Source organism: Parabacteroides provencensis (assembly GCF_900232875.1).
GTDB lineage: Bacteria > Bacteroidota > Bacteroidia > Bacteroidales > Tannerellaceae > Parabacteroides > Parabacteroides chinchillae.
Window position 1 is genome coordinate 253,865 of the sequence record NZ_LT960492.1, and the last position, 22,626, is coordinate 276,490.

Genomic DNA, 22,626 nt, shown 5'->3' on the forward strand with positions numbered 1-22,626 from the left:
CTTTGCCGGGAAGTCCATAAATAAAAAAGTCCCGCAATCTATGCGAGACTCATTTCATGTTGCAGATTCCTTGTAGGAGGAATACCGTATTTTTCTTTATAAACCTTCGAAAAATGCGAGAGATTCTTAAAACCGACCTCAAAACAAATCTCCGACACCTTGCGTTCGCCTTTCTGTATCAGTTCGTGGGCGGCTTCGAGGCGACGGCATATCAGCCATTCGCGTGGGGAAAGAGTGCTGCATTTTTTGAAATCCCGTTTGAATGTGGAAAGGCTGCGCCCCGTATAATTGGCTATTTCTTCCATCGAAATGTCATTCATGTAATTGTTCTCCAAGAAATCCAAAATATCAATTTTCCATGGGTCGGTAAAATCGAAAACCGATGCATACAGATTCTTGTTCGTATTGAGCAGCACATACATACCCTCGACTATTTTCAAGTGCAATAACTCTTCTGTCGGCTGGATATCCGAATCGAAATAAGGCGTCATGGATTCAAACAGGCTTATGATGTCAGGACGATTAGACGGCAACTTATAGAGACTAACTTTCCCCCTTTTGGCATCCTTTGGGATTGAGTTTGGTTTTAACTTGTTGTAGAAGCTACGTAAGAATTTAGGCGTAAACATTAAAAAAATAGCCTTAAATTGCTCTCCATTCCACGCTTGCTTTGTCATGCGAACACTGAAATCCTTACAGATAAAGGCGCAGTCGCCTCTATGCAGCTTTGTTGTTTTTCCTTTTTCTTCAATTACCATTTCACCGGAATAAATATAAACCAACACGTGGGAATGGTTTCGGTGTGTGCAGCTCATACCTCCGTCAAAATACATCGCAAAAAAGATGTCCGAATAACGTAGTGTATTGATTCTGTCTGTCATTTCTTTATTTGATTATAACTATTATTTCTTTTGCAAAGGTAACTCTTTTCAAAAGAAATAATTTTGTTGTATAGCTCAAAAATTAAATGCCTCGCCTCATTTTTTTAAGTGATAGGCTTATATATTGATATGTCGGTACGCTTTACTCAAATTTACTTTTCCACTATGTGTTTATTTTAGATTTCATTCGCGAGACTCTAACTTACACTTTTATATTCATTCGGAGTTACACCGGCTACTTTTTTAAAAAGACGACTTAGATGATGAGGATACTTAAATCCCAAGGTATAGGCAATTTCGCTAACCGAGCGATTACCCTCCGAAAGTAGCTTTTTTGCCCACTCAATAGTGACCAACTGGATATATTCTTGTGCCGATTTTCCGGTTTCTTTTTTAATCAGATCACCGAAATAGTTTGCAGACAGGTGTAACTCCCCTGAACACCAGGCAACAGAAGGCAGACCCAATTTCTGGGGCTTATTTGAATTGAAATAGTCGTCAAGGAGGTTCTCGAAACGACTTAACAGATCACGATTTACAATCTCACGAGTAACAAACTGGCGATCATAAAAACGTACACAGTGATTTAGCAACACCTCTATGTTGGCCGCAATAATTTGTTTGCTATGTTTATCAATAGCATGTTCCAACTCTTCACGTATTTCATTGAAACAGTTAATAATAATATGGCGCTCACGTTCAGACATGTGTAAGGCTTCGTTCGACTCGTATGAAAAGAATGAATAATTTTTCATCTGCCTATCCAGTAATGTACCGCGCAATAGATCGGGATGAAACATAAGAATCCATCCGCGCGGATTACGAGTTTCGCCGTTATCATTTATGCCTGCAACCTGTCCGGGGGAGACAAAAACAAGTGTTCCCTCCCGGTAATCATACTGATTGCGACCATAAAGAAGTGGACCGCAATCAAGTTGCTTGAGGATAATACAGTAGAATCCGAAATTCTTACGGCTATGACGGATCACCTCTAACTGAGACATATCAACGACACTTACCAAAGGATGATATGTCTCCACTCCTAACAACTCGTTGTAGTCTTGAACCGAATCTAATTTTATAATATCACTCATATATTCCTTTTATTATTTGGTATAACTTTCTGCAAATATAGGAAAACACATCCAACCCCAATTCAGGCATTCCCAAAATCAGGAATATTGGTTTTTGAAACTGTAATTTATCTATGGACGGGCCTTTGTGCACACTCTATCTTTGCAGAAACGATTTACAGGTGGATCGTTAAAACAACATGACTACAGCTTTACAAATAATTATCAAATAGTAAAAAAATGGAACAAAGTAAAACTATTTCAGCTCCCCAAAGTCGGATTCACGTTTTGGATGCATTAAGAGGATTTGCACTGCTCGGTGTCATACTTATGCACATGCTGCAACATTTTGGTGTTTTTTCAGGTATGCCCGCGTCAGAACCACAATTTCCTATGCTGGATACAGCTATTCAATGGCTCTCCCAATATGTAATAATGGGTAAGTTTATTAATATTTTTGCATTTCTTTTCGGATTAAGTTTCTTTATACAAATGGATCGGGGTGCTAAAAAAGGAATTGATTTCCGAAAACGTTTTATCTGGCGCATGGTTATTCTTTTTGTGATAGGCATCGTTGGCAATAGCTTTTTCACTGCCGATATTTTACCTATATATGCCGCTTTCGGAGTAATCATGGTATTACTGTTTCCCCTAAAAAACAGAATACTGATTGTTATTGCCCTGCTTCTGTTGATAGGTACGCCCCGCATTATTTCAACGAGCTATGATCGTTTAGTAAAAACAGAACAAGTAGAAAATATGCCACAAAGACCAGTATCTAACGAACCAAACAAAAACAGACTGACTTCTTCTGGGGAAACAATGGAAAAACCATCATTCTTCAAATCGGCAAAAAGAAACTTAACCACCGGATTTGTAGGGAAATTAAATTATCAATTTGGTTTGAACGGACGCGGATATGTAACAATGGCTCTTTTTATTCTGGGCTTGGTAGTAGGGCGTTTGCGTTTTTTTGAAGGAATAGAAACACATAAAAAAAGGAACATACTGCTTTTTGTAGGATTTACTCTTGCTTGCTCTCTCATCAGCCTGATTCCATCGCAGGAAGTTACTTTCAGAATGCTCATGTCAGGGGTAAAACTATCTCCCGAAATGCTGCTATCCATGGCGCTTAATGATATACATACGGTACTGTTTTCCGGAGCTTTAGCACTTGGTTTTATACTCCTGTTCCAGACAGATAGTGTTGGAAAATACCTGAACGCCATCATTCCTTACGGACGCATGGGATTGACTAACTATGTAGCACAAAGTATTGTAGGGGGAATTATATTTTCTATGTGGGGTTTGGGTGCAATATTCGGCAATTGGGGAATCACTGAAGTATTTGGCTTAGGTTTGGTTGTATATGTTATACAAGCCATATTCAGTAGATACTGGCTGAACTACTATCTATATGGCCCTTTAGAATGGTTTTGGCGTTCGGCTACCTATCTTAAAATACAACCATTTAGAAAAAGGAATAATTCTTAATCAGGCAACCTGTTTTTGGGTAAAAAATAATATTGACTATACCTCTGTTTTTAATTTACTTTCAGCGAAATTGTTTATTTTATGATGTCCGAAGGAAATTTGCCAATTATAAAGGAAAAATAGACATTTACAAAATAAACTTATAGCCATATCTTTGTTATATAAAAAACAAAACAATATAAACTAAAAAAGGAGATTGATTTATGAAAGTAACAGAATTAACAAAAGCTGAATTTCTAAACAAAGTTGCAGATTATGAAGCAAGCCCTAATGAATGGAAGTATAAAGGAGACAAACCTTGCATCGTGGATTTTTATGCAACATGGTGTGGTCCGTGTAAAATGATTGCACCGATTTTGGAAGAGCTGGCTGAAGAATACAAAGGTAAAATAGACATTTATAAAGTAGATACGGAAAAAGAAGAAGAACTGGCTGCCGCTTTTGGCATCAGAAGTATTCCTACCTTACTTTTCTGCCCTATGAACGAACAGCCTCAAATGGCAAAAGGAGCTATGGGCAAAACCGATTTTAAAAAGGCCATAAACGAGGTACTTTTGAAGTAAGCAAACATAATTATACTAAAATAGTGGTAGAGAAATGTTATGAGGTTTATCAAATCTCACATTTCTCTATTATTTTTGAGAAAAATATAATTTAATTTTCAAAACCTATTGCATGTATAAAAACAATTACTACCTTTGCACCCGCAAACGAATAACAAACTATTCGCCTCTTTAGCTCAGTTGGCCAGAGCACGTGATTTGTAATCTCGGGGTCGTTGGTTCGAATCCGACAAGAGGCTCAAAGGATAGACAAAAGTCAATCCGGTTTACTGAAATAAGGGCAGTTACCAGAGTGGCCAAATGGGGCTGACTGTAACTCAGCTGGCTTTCGCCTTCGGTGGTTCGAATCCATCACTGCCCACTTCAACACCAAAGAGACTGGTTAACAACAAAAAGTTAGCCAGTCTTTTTTTGTTGTCTACTCTTAATGTTTGATAGCTTACCCTATTCAATTTAGTTGCCTACCTGAAAAGTTTCAAATCTTTCCTATTTTTGTTTTCTAAAAGAGTGGCTATATCCTGAGTACCGGAGATTCCTCCCGGAAGAAATTAAATCAGTTGCTTTTTCGATAGCCAACAACTGCCAGTATATTAAATGCTATGGCAAAGAAACAAATTACTCCAAAATGTACGGATAGGTCGGCCAATGTACTGCCTTTCATATAAACCATACGCATTACTTCTACAAAATAACGCAAAGGATTAAACAATGTCAGATTCTGCGCCCATTCCGGCATACTGCTGATAGGCGTAAACAATCCGCTCAATAATATAAAAATAATAAAGAAAAAGAATGCCGTAAACATAGCTTGTTGCTGAGTAGACGACACCGACGAAATAGCAAGCCCGAATCCGGTAAACGCTATCAGATAAGCAGCAGCAAAAAGATATATAATTCCAAGATTACCTATTGGAACCAGGCCATATACAAGCCAGGCTATAAAAGTCCCCACAGTAAGCAATATCAGGCCTATTATCCAAAATGGAATTAATTTGGAAAGCAGGAACACCGATTTAGGAACAGGTGTCACATTGATCTGTTCTATGGTTCCTTTCTCCTTCTCGCCTACTACATTGAGAGAGGAAAGGAATCCACCTATAATCGTCATTAAAAAGGCAAGGATACCGGGAACCATAAAATTCTTATAATCCAAATGCGGATTAAAAAGATTAGTAGAGCAGATACCCGACAAAGACATACCGGAATCAAACCCTTTTTCTCTGTTAAAATCTTGAATGATGGAAGAAAGATAAGAACTACCCATTCCTCCCTTCGTGCCATTTACGGCATTGGCGGCAATCAGAACTTCTGCATACCCTTCCTTTCCCAACTGCTTTTCCGTACCCGCCGGTATTTCAAGAATAATATCCGCCCGGTTACTTTCGATAGAAGTCAATGCCTGATTGTACTCAGGAGAAACATCCGTTAGCTGGAAATAATCCGAAGAAAGAACCTTGTCCGTTAATTGTTGGGACATAACAGAATGGTCATTATCAACAATACTGAGGTAAATATTCCTCATCTCAAAGTTTGCAGCAAAAGGAAGAATAATTAATTGCATCAATGGCACAAGAAATATAATTCGAGGCAAAAAACGGTCGCGCCGAATCTGCTTGAATTCTTTCTCCAATAAATATCGTAATGTCTTCATAAGCCTATTTCTATAAACGGATTTTGAAACGTTTTACACTCAACAACATCAAAAAGACTACCATTACTGTAAGGATTGCAATTTCAGGCAGAACAGATCCGATACCCAATCCTTTTATCATCACGTCTTTCACTGCTATAATATACCATTTGGCCGGGACAATGTTGGAAAGCCATTGTAACACAACCGGCATATTTTCTATAGGAAAAACCATTCCACTCAATAATATTACCGGAAGCATCAATACCATAACACAAACCAGCATCGCCGACTTCTGCGTGTCTGCCATCGTCGAAACCAACAAGCCGAGGCATAATGCCACAAATGCATACAATATAGAAATAAAGACCAGCAAGGTAAGACTTCCCGCAATTGGCACGTCCAGCAAAAAATACGCAATAACAAGTATGGTAGCAATGTTAACCATACTCAACAACAAATAAGGAATTGCTTTTGCGATAACTATATATGCAGGCTTCATAGGCGAAACTAGTAGAACTTCCATCGTTCCCATTTCTTTCTCTTTTACAATTCCAACCGAAGTCATCATTGAGCAAATCAGAATTAAAATCAATCCCATTACACCCGGTACAAAATTATAGGCACCTTTCATCAGGGGATTATAAAGGAGATGAACAACAGGCATTAATCTAGAACCGGAAGTTCCATCTGTAATGCTAAAGTTTCCGTTATCCATTATCAATTGACTCATATATGCCGTTATTTGCGTCGCCTCATTCGGATCGGTGGCATCGGCCAGTAATTGTATGGAAGCATCATTGGAAGTTGCAAAATCTACAGGAAAAACAATAACTAAACGCACCTTGTTCCGGCGAAAAAGCTGTTGGGCTTCTTCCATATTATCTACCATTTTGTATAAATTAAAATACTCGCTGGCACTAATACGGTCTACCAGTTTCCGGCTAATATCCGTACGGCTTTGATCTAACACAGCAACGGGTACACTTCTGATTTCTGTAGTAATGGCATAACCAAATATAATAATAAGTATAACCGGAATGCCCAACAAAATCATCATAGTACGCATATCGCGGAAAATATGATAAAACTCTTTCCGGACAAATGATACAAACTGCTTCATAGATTTACTCTCCTCTTTTTGCTTTACGTGCCAAAGCATGGAATACATTATTCATATTATCAGTATTGAAAGAAGCTTTAAGGGCAGCAGGACTATCCAAAGCTTCTATCTTACCATCCACCATGATAGAAACACGATTACAATATTCAGCTTCGTCCATATAATGAGTGGTAACAAACACGGTAATTCCACGTTCGGCCGCCTGATAAATCAACTCCCAGAACTGACGTCGCGTTACAGGATCGACACCTCCCGTAGGTTCATCCAGAAAAACGATACGAGGATCATGGATAATAGCGACTGAAAAGGCAAGTTTCTGCTTCCATCCCAAGGGCAGAGAATCCACCAATGTATTACGTTCTCCTTCCAGATCGAGCACATGAAGAAGTTCGTCTGTCTTTTCCTTCAGTTTCTTTCCGGACAATCCATAAATTCCGCCATATAAACGGATATTTTCCCATACTTTCAGATCGCCGTATAATGAGAATTTCTGGCTCATATACCCAATGTGTTGTTTAATCTTCTCGGTCTCTTTATAAACATCAAAACCTGCCACACGAGCCTCGCCCGAAGTCGGTGCGGATAAGCCGCAAAGCATACGCATAGCTGTAGTCTTTCCTGCTCCGTTAGCTCCCAGGAATCCAAATAATTCACCTTCCCCCACGTTAAAACTGATATGGTCTACAGCCGTAAAAGATCCGAAGCTTTTTGTCAGGTTTGTTACATCTATTACATTCATTTCTGTCTCATTTTACAAAGCCATAAAATAATCTTCTATCGAAGGCCTTATAAGCTCCAACGTTACATCCGTATATCCTTCTTCCCTGATATATTTTCCCAAACCAACTATATCATTCTTACCATCTTTCAATGTCAAATGGTGAGAATCGCCAAACGCGTAGCATGAATATGTATCAGGATAAGAGCGCAAATCTATCAGCAATTTATACATAGAAGAACCATGTACTGCATATAACGGACGAGTATATGTAGAACGGATACTTTCCGGAGTATCAACCGACAAACACTCTCCGGAACGCATAAGTGCTATACGATCACAACGTGAAGCCTCATCCATATACGGTGTGGAAACAAGAATAGTAATTCCTTCATTCTTCAGCCGATCCAGCATATTCCAAAACTCCACGCGCGAAACAGGATCGACACCTGTTGTCGGTTCATCCAGAAAAAGAACTTCCGGGCGATGGATCAGAGCACAACTCAATGCCAGTTTTTGCTTCATTCCTCCGGATAATTTGCCGGCACGACGATTTTTAAAAGGTTCGATCTGCACATAAATATCACGTATTAAATCATAGTTTTCTTTTATAGTCGTATTAAATACAGTAGCAAAGAAATTAAGATTCTCTTCCACTGTCAGGTCCTGATAGAGAGAAAAACGTCCCGGCATATATCCCACACAGTGACGAATTTCCTTATAATCCCGTACAACATCCAGGCCGCAAACCGTAGCATATCCGCTATCTGCCAACAACAAAGTTGTAAGAATACGAAATAGCGAAGTCTTTCCCGCTCCATCCGGCCCAATCAACCCAAACAGTTCACCTGGTTTTATCTCCAACGATATATCCCGTAAAGCCGAAACATCGTCGTAGCTTTTACTTATATGTTGAACACTTACATTATTCATAACTGTCAGTCATTATCATCAATTAAATACTGTCTCTCCGTACTGTCCTATCTTTAGATAACCGTCATTTTTCACCGCTATTTTAATGGCATAAACCAGATTGGCACGCTCATCTTTTGTCTGAATGCCTTTCGGTGTAAATTCCGATTTGTCCGAAATCCATGTGATGACACCAGGATATTCGCGACGTTCTTTATCTCCAAAGTCTGCAAAAACATGTACAGGTTGATTCAACTTCAATTGGGAAAGCTGATCGCCGGTTACATAAGCACGGAGATACAACAAATCAATATCGGCAATTTTATACAAAGGTTTGCCAGCTGTCGTCACTTCTCCTGTTTCGGCATATTTCACCAAAACGGTTCCGGTAACCGGATTCGTTATACGGCTCTTTTGTAACTGATCATCCAGTTGCATAATCTGATATTGTATGCTTTCGGCATCCGCATCGGCTCCGCCTTTGGTTTTGTCCAATGTAGAATATTGAGCATCCAATTGCTTTTGAAGAACCTTTATATTATTGACTAGGTCGTCCACTTGTTTTTGATTGCCGGCTTTTGCCTTCACCAGATTTTCCATGCGTTGTTGTTCACCACGTGCAACAGCAATCTGTTGTTCCAACGTAGCAATCTGTTTATGTATGTCCGGTTTACGGATATCCACAGACCTAAGTCCGGCCATTAATTGCATTTTACGAAAATATAATTGTGTGCTATCCACATATCCTACAACATCACCTGCATTCAGGCGATCTCCTTCTTCAATATTTAACTCCATAATCTTACCGGTTGCTTCGGAAGAAACCATCACTTCGGTAGATTCAAATGCACCGGTTGCATCAAAATCTTTCTTATTACCATTGCATGCTGCAAGTAATGCTACCAGACTGAATAAAATCAAGTGTTTCATATCTGTATAAAGTATTATTTTTCTAATTAGTTGTGTATATATAATCATATATTGACTGCAGTTGCTGAACCTTATGCATGGCAGCTGTCTGGCGTGCCATATCTTCGGCATTGATTTCACGAATCAGATCCGTTACTGAGATAACCCCGTTTTCCAATTTGGCTTCAGCAGCTTTCTTTATACTGGTACGCAGACGTATTATATCATTATCCGCACGCATCAGGTCTGTTATTTTACGAATCTCCGTATTTTGTTGTATCAATTGCAAATTGGTATTAAAAAGAAAAACGTCTTTCTGTACTTCTATCATTTGCCTGTTAACATCCAATTTCCGCCTGTCATTTTTCAAAGTGTATAGCTTGCCTAAATTCCAAGTAAGGCGAACACCTGCCATATAAAAACTACTGAATTTATCTTCCAGCATATTCAATCCCGGACGGCCATATCCTCCTTGTAAAAAAGCACCTACACGAGGCATAATTCCGGCTGTAATCTGCTTGTCCTGCATCTCCAGCAACTGGTTCCGGGCATCCAATGCGCGAAGTTCAGGACGGTTGATCATTTGCGGCAACGAACTTCCCGGCATTGAAGGAGTTTCAAGAATGGCATCTTCTGTAATAGGCTTTCCAACCAATGTTCCCAGCATCTGGCGATAAGCCATACGCGAAGCCTTCAATTCTATCTCCTTCTGACGGGCATTCAAAAGTTCAACCTGCATACTTTCCAGATCAGATTGGTTGGCTACTCCATTAGCTATCATTGCCTCGACACGGTCTATATTTATCTGTAATTCTTTCTGAAGCAAAGCATTTTGAAGAAGTAATTCGTCTTGCAGCAAACAACCGAAATAAAGTTGATTTACGCGTTGGTTCAAAGCATAAAGATCACTCTCCAACTGTTCACGGTTAGCTTCGGCCTCTGCTTTGGTTATCTGTTTGGTTGCATGAATAACACCTCCGTCCCAAATCGTTTGATTTACTTCCGCCACAACTTGATATTGATCTTTGCCCAGTGTAGGAATCTGTATACCTGGTATAATAGCAGAAAGCTTATCTGCATCAAACGGCAATTTAGTGACATCGCTCTGATAAGTAACCTTCGCATTCAATGCCACTTGAGGCAACCATCCCTTCCCTGCATTAGCCAAGTTATAATCTCTGGTACGGTTAATTAACCCGTATTGCCGGATTTGAGGATAATTATCATGTGCCCAATCATAACACTGCATAATACTAACTTTACCTTCTTGCGCCCTTAAAGGAACAATAAAGGCACTCACTCCAAACGATAATAGAATTATACAAATTGATTTCATAAATTATTCTGTACAAATAAATGATTACTTATTATCTGGTGTCAGTAAACGGATCATAATATCCGAAATAAAAGTTTTTCGTTCTTCTATAAATGCGTCAAAACGTTCTTCCTCTCCATTAAAAAAAACAGTAGTCAACGGAGAGCGTGCCAACATAGGAAAAATAACTAACCCGATTAAAGTTGAAGCCGTATAAGCCAACGGCATCTTTTTTATCAAACCTTTTTCCATTTCTTCCAGCATCTGTTTCTGTAACTTTATTAAAGGCTGCACCCGGGATGGATCTCTCATCACCACTTTGTACAAATGTTCCGGATCTCTGTTAAATTCATTTATAACAAAAATTGGAAATGAAGGATTTGACTGCATTATAGCAACATACTCGTTAACAATCTTGGGTATCTTCTCAAGGCAAGTCGTAGACTCATTCATTATAGAATCAATATTTGGAAGCAAAACGCCCATTAATTGTCCGAATATAGCTTCAAAAAGCATTTCCTTGGTTCGGAAATAATAATGCATGGCTGTCCGGCTGATACCCACTTCCTCAGCAATATCTCCCATTTTGGTAGCCTCATACCCTTTTCTGACAAAGACTTGTTTTGCTGCTTCTATGATACGGAATTCCATATCCTGCACTTCTTCTGTATTCATACGTTATATTGTTATTATCTATTTCGTCTCACATGTCTGACACATGTGTCAAAAGTAGAACAAAAAAAGAAGAACATTATAATTATGTTCTTCTTTTAATGTTTTTTATCTTTACTAAAAGAATATCTATATACAATCGGCAATATAGAAATTACTTAATTGGCCTTGCTTCTACCCCTTCGAATGTAATCTTTACCGGATTAATAAAACCATCTTTATCAAAAGTCATCTTATCTACACAGGTTACGCGATGGTCACGTCCTGTATCTCCCAGCGGGCGACGATGATAAACAATATAATAATCTTCAGAATCAGGTACATGCATTATGGAATGATGTCCTGCACTTGTTGCAACCTGCGGATCCTGCTGAAGAATTTTTCCTATGCGCTTAAACGGACCAAAAGGAGAATCAGCAATAGCATAAGCTACGCAATAATCAGGATTTCCCCAGCCGCCTTCGCTCCACATAAAATAATACTTACCATTCTTCTTAAACATAAACGGACCCTCTACATAACTTTCAGGAGTAATTTCTTTATAGGTTTCACCATCTTCAAAGGGAACAAGAGCTGTAAAATCATCATTCAACAGAACGATGTTACAATGTCCCCAACCTCCATAATACATGTAGTAGCGTCCGTCTTCGTCATGGAAAACAAACTGATCGATAGGTTGTGCACCATTTACAATTTCATTGATAAGAGGTTTACCCAACAAATCTTTATACGGTCCTTCCGGTTTGTCACTTACGGCAACACCGATACCGCCCACTTCACCTTCATGTACATCATTGGCACTAAAGAAGAAATAATACTTTCCATCCTTACTGATAATAGAGGGAGCCCACATTGCTCTGTTTGCCCACTTTACTTCCGTCGTATCAAGGATAGACGGATGCTTTGTCCACGTCACCAAATCTTTTGATGAATAGCAATCAAAAAATGTCTGTTTCTCGTATAGATCACTTGTGGTTGGATAAATCCAATAGGTATCATCATAAATAATACCTTCCGGGTCGGCATACCAACCCTCAAATACAGGATTACCGCTTTTTGCAACTTCTTCCGTTTGCTGTTGCTTTGACTGACCACACGCAAAAAATAAACTTACAGTCAACAAAGAATAAATAAGGTCTTTTTTCATCTTGAGTATATTAAACACATTAGTAAATATTACCGCTCCATTTTAGCTAATCCGCCTTCTGAGGTTTCTTTGTAAAGGCTTGGCAAATCGTTTCCAGTCTGGCGCATGACTTCCACCACCTGATCAAAACTTACCCGGTGTTTCCCATCGGAGAAGTTGGAAAATGTATTTGCATCCAGTGCACGGGCAGCGGCAAATGCATTACGTTCAATACAAGGAATCTGAACCAATCCGCACACGGGATCACAGGTTAATCCTAAATGATGCTCCAATCCCATTTCGGCCGCATATTCTATCTGGGCTGGCGTCCCACCAAACAACTGGCTTGCAGCAGCAGCAGCCATAGCACAGGCAACACCTACTTCCCCCTGGCAACCAACTTCGGCACCCGACACAGAAGCATTCGTTCTGACCACATTGCCAAATAAACCGGCCGTAGCCAAAGCGCGCAAAATACGTGAATCGCGAAACTCTCTAGAGTCCTTTAAATGATAAAGTACAGCCGGCATAACGCCGCACGAGCCACAAGTCGGTGCCGTGACAATCTTTCCTCCACCTGCATTTTCTTCAGAAACAGCCAAAGCATATGCATATACCATTCCACGGCTTCTAATGCTACTGCCATATCCTTTTGCACGGATCATATAATCGGAAGCTTTGCGACGCAGTCCTAATCCTCCGGGAAGAACTCCCTCCGCTTCCAGACCGTTACGTACAGCTTGTTGCATAACCTCCCATACCTCGGCTAAATAATCCCAGATCGAAGGCCCTTCGCATTGTTCTACATATTCCCAATAGGAATGACCGCTTTTCTCACACCATGCCTGAATATCCTTTATCGTCTGCATTTCATAAACCTGTGCCGTTTTCAGTTCATTGAAACTTTCGTTTGCCAACGTACCACCTCCGATACTATAAACCGTCCAACTATCTAACACTTCGCCACTTTCATCAAATGATTCAAACAGCATTCCGTTCGGATGAAACGGAAGAAAGTTTTTAGGTTCCCATGTTATGTTTGTTTTAGCTACCGGCGATAATACTTCCAGAATAGCAGCATCCGTCATGTGTCCTTTCCCTGTAGCCGCCAAACTTCCATACAAGGTAACATTAAAACGTACTGCACCTCTGTTACGATCTAAAAACATTTGAGCAGCACGCATCGGCCCCATTGTATGGCTGCTAGAAGGGCCATGACCTATACGATATATTTGTCTGATTGATTCCATGTGTAAGTTTCCCAATTAAATGTGTTTATACTTTTAGAAATATATTGCGCTTATAAAGCAACCACAAAATTACATAAATAACCAATACGTTGCATACGGCAATAAGTACCTGATAATAATTTCCCATATATTGCTGCAAACCAAAAAATAAAGACTCGCCAATACACCTGAAATTAATTACCATAGTCAGCATGTATGCTACAATAGAATTCATTCCATATATCTTTAGCCAATTCAAATGTTTGTTATGTCCTTTGCAATCTATCCAATAATAAAAAATGCCCATCAGCAGAAAACAATACCCACTGCTCACCAACACCATAGAGCTAGTCCACAACTTCTTAATAACCGGCATTTGCAATCCCCACAACCAACCTGCAGCAACCATAGCGACACCAATACCAAACAATAGCTGCAGTTTATATTTCCGGGTATATTCATTTTTCAATATCTGCCCGGCAAACAATCCGGTCAACACTGTCACACCAAAGTTCAGGCTACTTAATATCCATGTATAATTATACCAACTGGCAAACACAGTCTGCCCATCAACTATCGTAGCAGCATCCCGGAAACGTCCTAATACAACACGGTCTACCCATTCGGCCAGGTTGCCGTCAGGGGTATAAACACCACCTCCATAACCGTCTACCGTAACAAATTGCATTAATCCCCAATACAACAGTAACAAACCGGCCGCCACACCTATTTGTGCAGCAAAACGAATATGCAGAAACAACATGGCAGCAATCAAATATCCCATTGCTATAGATTGCAAAGTATTCGAATACAAATAAATTTTATCAAGATCCAATGCCAGTAAATTCCCCTGGCACATCATGCCAAATACCCATAATAGCAAAACGCGTTTCCCTATACGACGATACACAGCCGTTTTATCCGGCATTGCCTTATAACGCGATAAAGCAAACGGTATAGATACACCGGCCATAAACATAAAGAGAGGCATTACCAAATCCCAGGAAGAAAAACCCTCCCACTCCACATGCGAAAAGCCCCACATCAATGAATTGAACCAAGGTGCGTCAATCGCACTTTCCAGAGGATATAACACCACCTCCAGGACAACAAGACAAAAAAGGTCGAAGCCACGTAGAACATCCAGTGACTCCAACCGTTTGTAGACCGCCTTTTCCATATAATAATGATAAAAAACTTACACTTTTAAGAATATGCGTTGACGATATAAGAAATAAAGGAATCCCCAACAAATAGCAATATAAGTAACAGCCCCCATTAAAGGTTGAGCTGTTTCCGGCAACAACTTCGTTATTCCCCCGAATATAGAATTTGCAGTAAACGAAAAGTTTATAAAACGTTGTGCCAGATAAATCGTTATGGAATTCATACCGATAACAGTAAAGAATAAAGTCCAGCCCCGAAATCCTTTTACATCTATAATATAATAAAACAAAGCAAACAATATCATAGATATACCTCCTACCGTACAAACAAAAGAACTTGTCCAAAGATTCTTATTAATCGGGAAAAACAGATTCCATATTACACCGGAAACCACCAAAATAAGGCCAACTACCAGTAAATAAAGCACCTTCTTTGTCTCTGTAAACTCTTTCTTTTGTAATTTAATAAATTCGCCAGTAAACATCCCCAGTAAAGCAGTAGCTATAGCCGGAACTGTAGATAAGATTCCTTCCGGATCGTGTATTTTCAAGTAAAGATGCCCAGGCAACATGATTCTGTCTACATATCCAACCAGACATCCTTCCATACTAAACACATCCGCACCATTCCCGTCCGGAGCCGGAACAAATGCTAATAGTAACCAGTAACCAATCAAAATTCCCGCCGTGATCCAGACTCTCGTAATAGTACGAGTATTCACAAACAAGATTGCAGCAAACATCCAAGCCAGACCTATTCGTCCCAACACGCTTGCATAACGTTGGTTTTCAAAATCCAAAGACAATATACCGCCATATACAAGTCCCAATATCACCAATGTAATACCGCGGCGTATAATTTTTTTATAAATAGCCGAATCTGTCATACCCGAAGCTCTTTGCTTTTCCAGAGAGAAAGGAAAAGAAATGCCCGCAATAAAAAGGAATAGCGGGAATATCATATCTTCAAAAGACAACCCATGCCATTCAACATGCTGCATCTGATGGGCTATAGCCTGAAAAAATGGGGTTGGGAACAATGTTGCCAAAGCAATAAAAAGAGGGCCTCCGCCCATAATGAAAAACATGTCAAAACCTCTGAGGGCATCTAATGACTGTAAACGTTGTGGTTTTTTCTGCACTGTCATTTCTATCTATATTTTAAAGTCAGACGCAAATATAAACAGAAAATTTAAAATTCATCTGCATGAAAACTTAATTTATAAATAAGACAATCAAAGGTTGATCTATTGTTAATTTATCACATAAAAACTACCTTTGCACAACTTACTGAAAACAAATGAAACAACATCTGAAACCCATCATGTTTGTAGGGACTTGCTCCGACGCTGGCAAGAGTGTAATTAATGCAGCTTTCTGCCGTATATTCAAACAAGACGGTTACAATCCGGCCCCTTTTAAGGCACAAAATATGTCTCTTAACTCCTATTCTACTTCTGAAGGTGGAGAAATGGGACGTGCCCAGGTAGTACAAGCCGAGGCATGTGGTATTGCCCCACACACAGATATGAACCCGGTGTTACTAAAACCGACAAACGATAAAAGTTCCCAAGTCGTATTGAACGGAAAACCTGTCGGCAATATGTCTGCCAAAGATTATTTCGGAATACAGAACCAGAAAGAAGAACTCTTTAAAGAAGCCTTCGAAGCATTCAAAAGACTGGAAAGCAAATATAATCCAATCGTTTTAGAAGGTGCTGGCAGCATATCCGAACTCAATCTTCGCGACAGGGATATTACCAATATGCGTATGGCATTAAAGGCAGGTGCCTCCACATACCTGATAGCAGACATTGACAAAGGCGGTATTTTTGGTTCTGTATATGGAACTATAGCTTTGTTAAAAACAGAAGAAAAGGCATTGATAAAAGGTATTATTATCAATAAATTCCGTGGAGATGCATCTCTTTTTGAAGAAGGGAAAAAGATAATAGAAAAATTGACCGGTGTACCTGTTGTTGGCGTTATTCCCTGGTTTCGTGATATAAAAATAGAAGAAGAAGATTCCGTTGCGTTAGATATGAAAACAAACACATTCCGTGACGGAAAAATCAACGTAGCCATTATCCTGCTTAAACGCATGTCCAACTTTACCGATTTCGACGTCTTGGATATGGACCCCCGTTTCAATCCCTACTATACAAATAATGTAGAAGAAATAGAGAAAGCGGATATAATTTTATTGCCGGGCTCAAAAAACACATTGGCAGATTTACAGCACTTACGTGCCAACGGAATAGCAGAAGCAATCATCCGGGCGCATAAAGCAGGAAAAAAAGTTATTGGTATTTGCGGAGGCTATCAAATGATGGGCATCCGTCTGGAAGATCCGGAAGGTATAGAGGGAGAAATACCTGCAGTGCCAGGTCTTGGACTCTTGCCACAATGTACAATCATTGAAAAAGAAAAAATAACCAAACAAAGCACATTCAGTTTCTTACCCCAAAAATCCGGCAAAGTTACACAATGCCGGGGTTATGAGATCCACATGGGACGTACTACCTTGTTAAACAATGCCCCTGACAGCCCGGTCGTCTTATTGGAAGATGGTCGGCAAGATGGTTATTACCTGAACAACCATTGTTGGGGAAGTTATATGCATGGTATTCTTGATAACCCGGTAGTTCTCGATAATATGGCTGAAGGATTTGATAAGGAAGAAGCAAACAAGCCTTTTGATTATGCGGCATTCAAAGAAGAACAGTATGATAAGCTAGCCAATCTGGTACGAAACCATGTAAATCTGGAGTATATATATTCCACATTATAAAACATCCCGATGATTTTGTAAAATCATCGGGATGTTTTCCTAAAATGATCGGGAAGACTTAAGAAATTCCAACTATGCAGAGTTAATTATCATTTCAGACGATTGACTCTTGCCACGTCTTCAAGACGCACGCATACGGTAGCACCCAACTGTTCCAGAAACAACAGAGCATGGCTCTTTTTTATCTTTTTTACTTTACCGGAAACAGATTTCATAGCCCCACATAAAATCTCCACTTCATCACCGGCAATAAGAGGATGTTCGGAAGCCATTTCCAAAAATTCTTTGATAGCATCAATCTCTGCCTGCCGTACAACAGCCGGCTTGCCATTATAATATACAATACGTGAAACACCATAAACACGGATCAAATCACGTAACACAGGATCTGTACATCTAACAAAAATATAGGAACTGAATAAAGGGATATCGACCATTTTCACACGATCAGACCACACACGCGGCGTACGATGAAGCGGAAGCCAACATTCTACACCTAAAGCATCTATTCGTTCTTTTACTTGTTTTTCAGCTCGGGCAGCAGTATATAGTACGTACCAATTGGTATCATTTGGCTTTATCATGCAAAATCACTCTATTAAATTGAGCGGCAAATATACTATATTTTCACCAAAACAAATATTATTCCGATTTGGTTATTACAATACAAAGACTAATAATGCCAATCTTAATTAATGGTAAGTACAATAAAGATTAGATAATTTATAAACAATGAATTTGTCAATTTGTTAGAAGTATATAAAACAATAACGTTTCATTCTAAAATTTTATAATTATGGCAAAAGAAACAGTCGCAATTTTACGAGGAAAACTGGACGTAGAAAATCTTTTATCTCAATTAAACGCAGCTTTAGCCGAAGAATGGCTGGCATACTATCAATATTGGGTAGGTGCATTAGTAGCAGAAGGTGCAATGCGCAAAGACGTCCAGGATGAATTTGAAGAACATGCTGAAGAAGAACGCAAGCATGCTCAATTATTAGCAGATCGCATTATTGAACTGGATGGTATTCCAGTACTTGATCCTCAAAAATGGTTTGAATTGGCAAGATGCAAATATGACGCACCGAAAGAATTCGACACAGTCAGTCTATTAAAGCAGAACGTAGCTTCGGAAAGATGTGCCATACTCAGGTACCAACAAATTGCCCAGTTTACCAACGGATTGGATTACACAACTTGCGACATCGCAAAACACATCCTTGCAGAAGAAGAAGAGCATGAACAAGACCTGCAAGACTACTTAAAAGACATTGCCAGAATGGAAAATACTTTTAAGAAATAAATTTAAAAAGAATATTTGTACAGGCATGAGTTCTAAAGGATTCATGCCTGTATTCATTTATAGCCCTTTCTTACCACTATATCGAACAAAAAACAACTACAAATGCTACACAAATTCAAAATAAACAATACATTTGCAGTCTATTTATATGAATTAAACACACTAATAATACAAAAAATCATGATGTATTGGCAGAAAGACATAGAAACCTTAAATCGTGAAGACCTGGAAAAAATACAGTTGGAACGATTAAAAAAAACAATTGAATTAGCCGGACATTCTTCTTTTTATCAAAAAGTATTTGAAGAAAACGGAATTACACCAAATAGCATCCTTTCTTTAGAAGACTTGCAAAAAATTCCATTCACGACAAAAGACGATTTACGCAACAATTATCCTTTCGGTATGGCTGCAATACCGATCAAAGACTGTGTGCGTATTCATTCGTCCAGCGGAACAACCGGAAATCCTACAGTTGTACTACATTCATCAAAAGACCTGGAACAATGGGCAAATCAAGTGGCACGTTGCATGTATATGGTAGGAATACGCGATACGGATGTATTCCAAAACACATCTGGCTACGGTATGTTCACCGGGGGATTAGGATTTCAGTATGGAGCCGAGAAGTTAGGTACATTAACAGTTCCCGCAGCTGCAGGAAACACAAAACGCCAGATTAAATTTATTCAGGATTTCGGAACTACTTGTCTACACATTATCCCTAGTTATGCAACCCGTTTAGCTGAAGTAATGTATGAAATAGGTATCGATCCGCGTAAAGATACAAAACTGCACACCGTATGTATTGGAGCCGAGCCTCATTCGGAAGAACAACGTCGGCGAATTGAACAATTATTAGGCGTAAAAGCATATAACTGTTTCGGTATGTCGGAAATGAATGGCCCGGGAGTTGCATTCGAATGTACCGAACAAAACGGACTTCATATCTGGGAAGACTATGTAATTGTAGAAATTGTAGACCCTGTTACTCTCAAACCTGTTCCGGAAGGAGAAGTTGGAGAGTTGGTTCTTACTACCATAAACCGTGAAGCAATGCCGTTAATACGCTATCGCACACGCGACTTAACCTGTATACTTCCGGGCAAATGCCCATGTGGACGTACACATAAACGTTTAGCCCGCTTCAAAGGCCGTAGTGATGATATGATTATTCTGAAAGGTGTTAATATTTTCCCTATCCAGATCGAAAAAATATTAATGCAATTCAAAGAATTAGGCAGCAACTATCTTATAACGATAGAGACATTCGGTAATAATGACGAAATGCTTATTGAAGTAGAATTAAGCGACCTGTTTACTGATGATTACAGCGTACTGCAAAGCCTGGCTAAAGATATTACGCGTCAACTGAAAGACGAGTTATTGCTTACACCGCACCTCAAACTCGTAGCAAAAGGGTCTTTACCTTCTCAGGAAGGAGGCAAAGCTATTCGCGTAAAAGACTTACGTAAATTTGTGTAATTGTATAACAAGATTAAAAATATACAGCCATGACAGTAAATCAAATTTCTATTTTTCTGGAAAACAAGTATGGAAAGCTAAGTGAAATACTGGCTTTACTTGCAGAAGAGAATATACGTATTATAGCTGCCACTGTTGCCGACACTTCCGAGTATGGCATCTTACGTATTATTGTCAGTGATCCGCAAAAAGCATTCAAGATACTTAAAAGCAATAATGTAAGTGCCAACCTGACTGAAGTATTGGCGATTGTCACCGATTCGTGTGCAGGTAGCTTTGCCAAAGTATTGACTCATTTCACAAAAGCCGGTTTAAGCATTGAATACATGTACTGTTTTTCTATTAGAGATAAATCGATCATGATTATTCGCACAAACAACCGGGATGCTGCACGGGAGGTTATTCGCCGGCAGAATCTGGAATATATCTGCGAAAACGACTTAATAAAATTATAATCATCTCTTACCCCGGGAAGAAGTATTTTCTCCGGGGTAAATTTTATCTACTCACCATTAAAACAAATAACAAATGTTTGGAATAGACGACCCTGGTATCTGGTTGGCATACCTGCTGGCATTTGCCTGCCTTTTATATTCTATCTGGTTCGGAATAACCACGTGGAATAAAGATGATAAAGAAAGTACTAACTCTAAAAAAGAAAAGGAATGAGCACACTTACTCTGGGTATTGTCGTTATTATTTACATGTTTGTCCTTGCATGGTTGGGATATCTTGGTTATAAAAGCACGAAAAACGCCAGTGATTATTTATTAGGAGGACGAAAAATAAATCCGTTTATCATGGCATTGTCTTATGGAGCCACTTTTATATCGGCATCGGCCATTGTAGGCTTCGGAGGAGTTGCTGCAACATTTGGTATGGGAATCCAATGGCTCTGCTTGCTTAATATGTTTATGGGAGTTGTTATCGCATTTATTTTATTCGGCAGAAAAACACGCAAGCTAGGAGAAGAACATAACGCACGCACATTTCCTCAGTTATTAGGATTGCATTACAATTCCAAAGCTATCCGGATATTTATAGCCACAGTCATATTCATAGGAATGCCTTTATACGCAGCTGTTGTTATGAAAGGAGGTGCTGTGTTTATTGAACAAATGTTTAATATAGACTTACACCTGGCTTTACTTATCTTTACGTTGATTGTTGCAGCATACGTTATTACAGGTGGTATTAAAGGTGTTTTATATACAGATGCGTTACAAGCAGTTATCATGTTTTCTTGTATGCTTTTCCTCCTATTCTGGTTCTATAGAATCATGGATATGGGCTTTATCGAGGCCAACCAGAAGCTGACGGAAATTGCCCCAATGGTACCTGAACGGTTCAAAGATCTGGGTCATCAAGGGTGGACAGCTATGCCTGTTACCGGTTCTCCGCAATGGTATACATTAGTTACCTCTTTGATACTGGGTGTAGGTATTGGCTGTTTAGCCCAACCTCAATTAGTTGTTCGTTTTATGATGGTGGAAAGTACAAAACAGCTCAACCGGGGTGTAATAATAGGTTGTATATTTTTAATTGTCACTGTTGGAGCAATATATCATGTCGGTGCTTTATCAAATTTATTCTTTCTAAAAACCGAAGGCGTTGTTGCTTCGGAAGCAATCAAAGATATGGATAAAATTATCCCGTTGTTTATTAACAAGGCCATGCCGGATTGGTTCGGCGCTGTATTTATGCTCTGTATCCTATCTGCCAGCATGTCTACATTAAGTGCACAATTCCATACGATGGGAGCCGCTTTCGGAGCAGATGCTTTTCCGAAATTAGGACGCAGCAAGAACCCGAATTCAACAATGGGTGTACGAATCGGTGTATTATGCTCTATCTTATTAAGTTATATAATATGCTATGTATTAAGCGACGGAATCATAGCCCGAGGTACTGCATTATTCATGGGAATCTGCGCAGCAACTTTCCTGCCTTCCTACTTTTGTGCTTTATACTGGAAAGGTGTAACCCGCCAGGGAGCATTAGCCAGCTTATGGGTTGGCGCATTAGCAAGTTTATTTGCCATGCTATTCCTGCATAAAGCGGAAGCTGCTCCAATTGGCCTATGCAAGGCTTTATTCGGACAAGATGTATTGGTTAATGTCTATCCTTGGTATGCTATCGATCCTATTTTGTTTGGTCTTCCATTATCATGTATCACTATTGTTACAGTGAGTTTGCTAACAAAAAGACAGAAATAACAGACGTAAAAAGCAGA

The 22,626-nt window shown here is 39.3% G+C and carries 22 protein-coding genes and 2 tRNA genes; 10 read left to right on the forward strand and 14 right to left on the reverse strand.

The features are described from left to right. Positions 1 to 38: 38 nt before the first annotated feature. Both CTY47_RS15820 and CTY47_RS15825 read right to left on the reverse strand, forming a co-directional pair. Positions 39 to 881 carry an AraC family transcriptional regulator gene (locus CTY47_RS15820; RefSeq protein ID WP_099465749.1) on the reverse strand — a complete coding sequence of 281 codons (843 nt, stop codon included), beginning with the start codon at positions 879 to 881 and terminating at the stop codon, positions 39 to 41. 197 nt (positions 882 to 1,078) lie between these two features. Continuing rightward, entirely contained in the window at positions 1,079 to 1,975 is an 897-nt protein-coding gene (locus CTY47_RS15825; protein WP_099465750.1) for a helix-turn-helix domain-containing protein, read from the reverse strand. A 219-nt stretch (positions 1,976 to 2,194) separates the two neighbouring features. Here CTY47_RS15825 and CTY47_RS15830 point away from each other — a divergent pair, with 219 nt between their 5' ends. The 4 genes from CTY47_RS15830 (at position 2,195) to CTY47_RS15845 (ending at position 4,372) form a co-directional block, all read left to right on the forward strand. After that, the gene (locus CTY47_RS15830; protein WP_099465751.1) at positions 2,195 to 3,448 is read left to right on the forward strand and encodes a DUF418 domain-containing protein; all 1,254 of its coding nucleotides are present in this window, start codon (positions 2,195 to 2,197) and stop codon (positions 3,446 to 3,448) included. Positions 3,449 to 3,651: 203 nt separating this feature from the next. Next, positions 3,652 to 4,011: a thioredoxin gene (trxA, locus tag CTY47_RS15835; protein ID WP_099465752.1), complete on the forward strand. Its 360-nt coding sequence runs from the start codon at positions 3,652 to 3,654 to the stop codon at positions 4,009 to 4,011. 165 nt (positions 4,012 to 4,176) lie between these two features. Next, positions 4,177 to 4,250 (forward strand) — tRNA-Thr (locus tag CTY47_RS15840). Positions 4,251 to 4,289: 39 nt separating this feature from the next. Next, positions 4,290 to 4,372: transfer RNA gene (locus CTY47_RS15845), tRNA-Tyr, on the forward strand. A gap of 192 nt (positions 4,373 to 4,564) precedes the next feature. On the opposite strand, the gene CTY47_RS15850 is transcribed toward CTY47_RS15845, so the two are convergent. The 11 genes from CTY47_RS15850 to CTY47_RS15900 form a co-directional block, all read right to left on the reverse strand. Further along, a complete protein-coding gene (locus CTY47_RS15850) occupies positions 4,565 to 5,662 on the reverse strand; it encodes an ABC transporter permease (RefSeq protein ID WP_099465753.1) in 1,098 nt (365 codons plus the stop codon). 10 nt (positions 5,663 to 5,672) lie between these two features. Next, the gene (locus tag CTY47_RS15855) at positions 5,673 to 6,764 is read right to left on the reverse strand and encodes an ABC transporter permease (RefSeq protein WP_099465754.1); all 1,092 of its coding nucleotides are present in this window, start codon (positions 6,762 to 6,764) and stop codon (positions 5,673 to 5,675) included. A 4-nt stretch (positions 6,765 to 6,768) separates the two neighbouring features. Continuing rightward, complete coding sequence (locus tag CTY47_RS15860) at positions 6,769 to 7,503, reverse strand: ABC transporter ATP-binding protein (RefSeq protein ID WP_099465755.1); 735 nt, start codon at positions 7,501 to 7,503, stop codon at positions 6,769 to 6,771. Positions 7,504 to 7,515: 12 nt separating this feature from the next. Next, on the reverse strand, positions 7,516 to 8,415 hold the full coding sequence (locus CTY47_RS15865; RefSeq protein ID WP_099465756.1) for an ABC transporter ATP-binding protein: 900 nt from the start codon (positions 8,413 to 8,415) through the stop codon (positions 7,516 to 7,518). 18 nt (positions 8,416 to 8,433) lie between these two features. Then, the gene (locus tag CTY47_RS15870; RefSeq protein WP_099465800.1) at positions 8,434 to 9,324 is read right to left on the reverse strand and encodes an HlyD family secretion protein; all 891 of its coding nucleotides are present in this window, start codon (positions 9,322 to 9,324) and stop codon (positions 8,434 to 8,436) included. A 22-nt stretch (positions 9,325 to 9,346) separates the two neighbouring features. After that, positions 9,347 to 10,639, reverse strand: coding sequence for a TolC family protein (locus CTY47_RS15875; protein WP_099465757.1), 1,293 nt, complete (start codon positions 10,637 to 10,639; stop codon positions 9,347 to 9,349). A 24-nt stretch (positions 10,640 to 10,663) separates the two neighbouring features. Next, entirely contained in the window at positions 10,664 to 11,293 is a 630-nt protein-coding gene (locus tag CTY47_RS15880; protein WP_099465758.1) for a TetR/AcrR family transcriptional regulator, read from the reverse strand. A 151-nt stretch (positions 11,294 to 11,444) separates the two neighbouring features. Next, entirely contained in the window at positions 11,445 to 12,437 is a 993-nt protein-coding gene (locus tag CTY47_RS15885; protein ID WP_099465759.1) for a glycoside hydrolase family 43 protein, read from the reverse strand. Positions 12,438 to 12,466: 29 nt separating this feature from the next. Beyond that, positions 12,467 to 13,666, reverse strand: coding sequence for an L-serine ammonia-lyase (locus CTY47_RS15890; protein WP_099465760.1), 1,200 nt, complete (start codon positions 13,664 to 13,666; stop codon positions 12,467 to 12,469). Positions 13,667 to 13,691: 25 nt separating this feature from the next. Continuing rightward, positions 13,692 to 14,825, reverse strand: coding sequence for an acyltransferase family protein (locus CTY47_RS15895; RefSeq protein WP_099465761.1), 1,134 nt, complete (start codon positions 14,823 to 14,825; stop codon positions 13,692 to 13,694). An 18-nt stretch (positions 14,826 to 14,843) separates the two neighbouring features. Then, positions 14,844 to 15,959, reverse strand: a complete 1,116-nt coding sequence (locus CTY47_RS15900) for an acyltransferase family protein (protein WP_099465762.1) — start codon at positions 15,957 to 15,959, stop codon at positions 14,844 to 14,846. A gap of 152 nt (positions 15,960 to 16,111) precedes the next feature. Here CTY47_RS15900 and CTY47_RS15905 point away from each other — a divergent pair, with 152 nt between their 5' ends. Continuing rightward, positions 16,112 to 17,602 carry a cobyric acid synthase gene (locus tag CTY47_RS15905; RefSeq protein ID WP_099465763.1) on the forward strand — a complete coding sequence of 497 codons (1,491 nt, stop codon included), beginning with the start codon at positions 16,112 to 16,114 and terminating at the stop codon, positions 17,600 to 17,602. A gap of 89 nt (positions 17,603 to 17,691) precedes the next feature. Here the strand turns inward: CTY47_RS15905 and CTY47_RS15910 are convergent, their stop codons facing one another. Further along, on the reverse strand, positions 17,692 to 18,186 hold the full coding sequence (locus CTY47_RS15910) for a UpxY family transcription antiterminator (RefSeq protein ID WP_099465764.1): 495 nt from the start codon (positions 18,184 to 18,186) through the stop codon (positions 17,692 to 17,694). A gap of 212 nt (positions 18,187 to 18,398) precedes the next feature. Between CTY47_RS15910 and CTY47_RS15915 the strand changes: the two genes are divergently transcribed. The 5 genes from CTY47_RS15915 (at position 18,399) to CTY47_RS15930 (ending at position 22,609) form a co-directional block, all read left to right on the forward strand. Then, positions 18,399 to 18,908, forward strand: coding sequence for a ferritin-like domain-containing protein (locus CTY47_RS15915; protein ID WP_099465765.1), 510 nt, complete (start codon positions 18,399 to 18,401; stop codon positions 18,906 to 18,908). Positions 18,909 to 19,088: 180 nt separating this feature from the next. Continuing rightward, positions 19,089 to 20,393, forward strand: coding sequence for a phenylacetate--CoA ligase family protein (locus CTY47_RS15920; protein ID WP_099465766.1), 1,305 nt, complete (start codon positions 19,089 to 19,091; stop codon positions 20,391 to 20,393). 29 nt (positions 20,394 to 20,422) lie between these two features. Beyond that, positions 20,423 to 20,848, forward strand: a complete 426-nt coding sequence (locus tag CTY47_RS15925; RefSeq protein WP_099465767.1) for an acetolactate synthase — start codon at positions 20,423 to 20,425, stop codon at positions 20,846 to 20,848. 73 nt (positions 20,849 to 20,921) lie between these two features. Beyond that, positions 20,922 to 21,062 (forward strand): symporter small accessory protein, encoded by a 141-nt coding sequence (locus tag CTY47_RS17155; RefSeq protein ID WP_199163443.1) that lies wholly within the window; start codon positions 20,922 to 20,924, stop codon positions 21,060 to 21,062. Beyond that, positions 21,059 to 22,609, forward strand: coding sequence for a sodium:solute symporter family protein (locus CTY47_RS15930; RefSeq protein WP_099465768.1), 1,551 nt, complete (start codon positions 21,059 to 21,061; stop codon positions 22,607 to 22,609). The genes CTY47_RS17155 and CTY47_RS15930 overlap by 4 nt, the downstream gene beginning before the upstream one ends. Positions 22,610 to 22,626 lie beyond the last annotated feature (17 nt).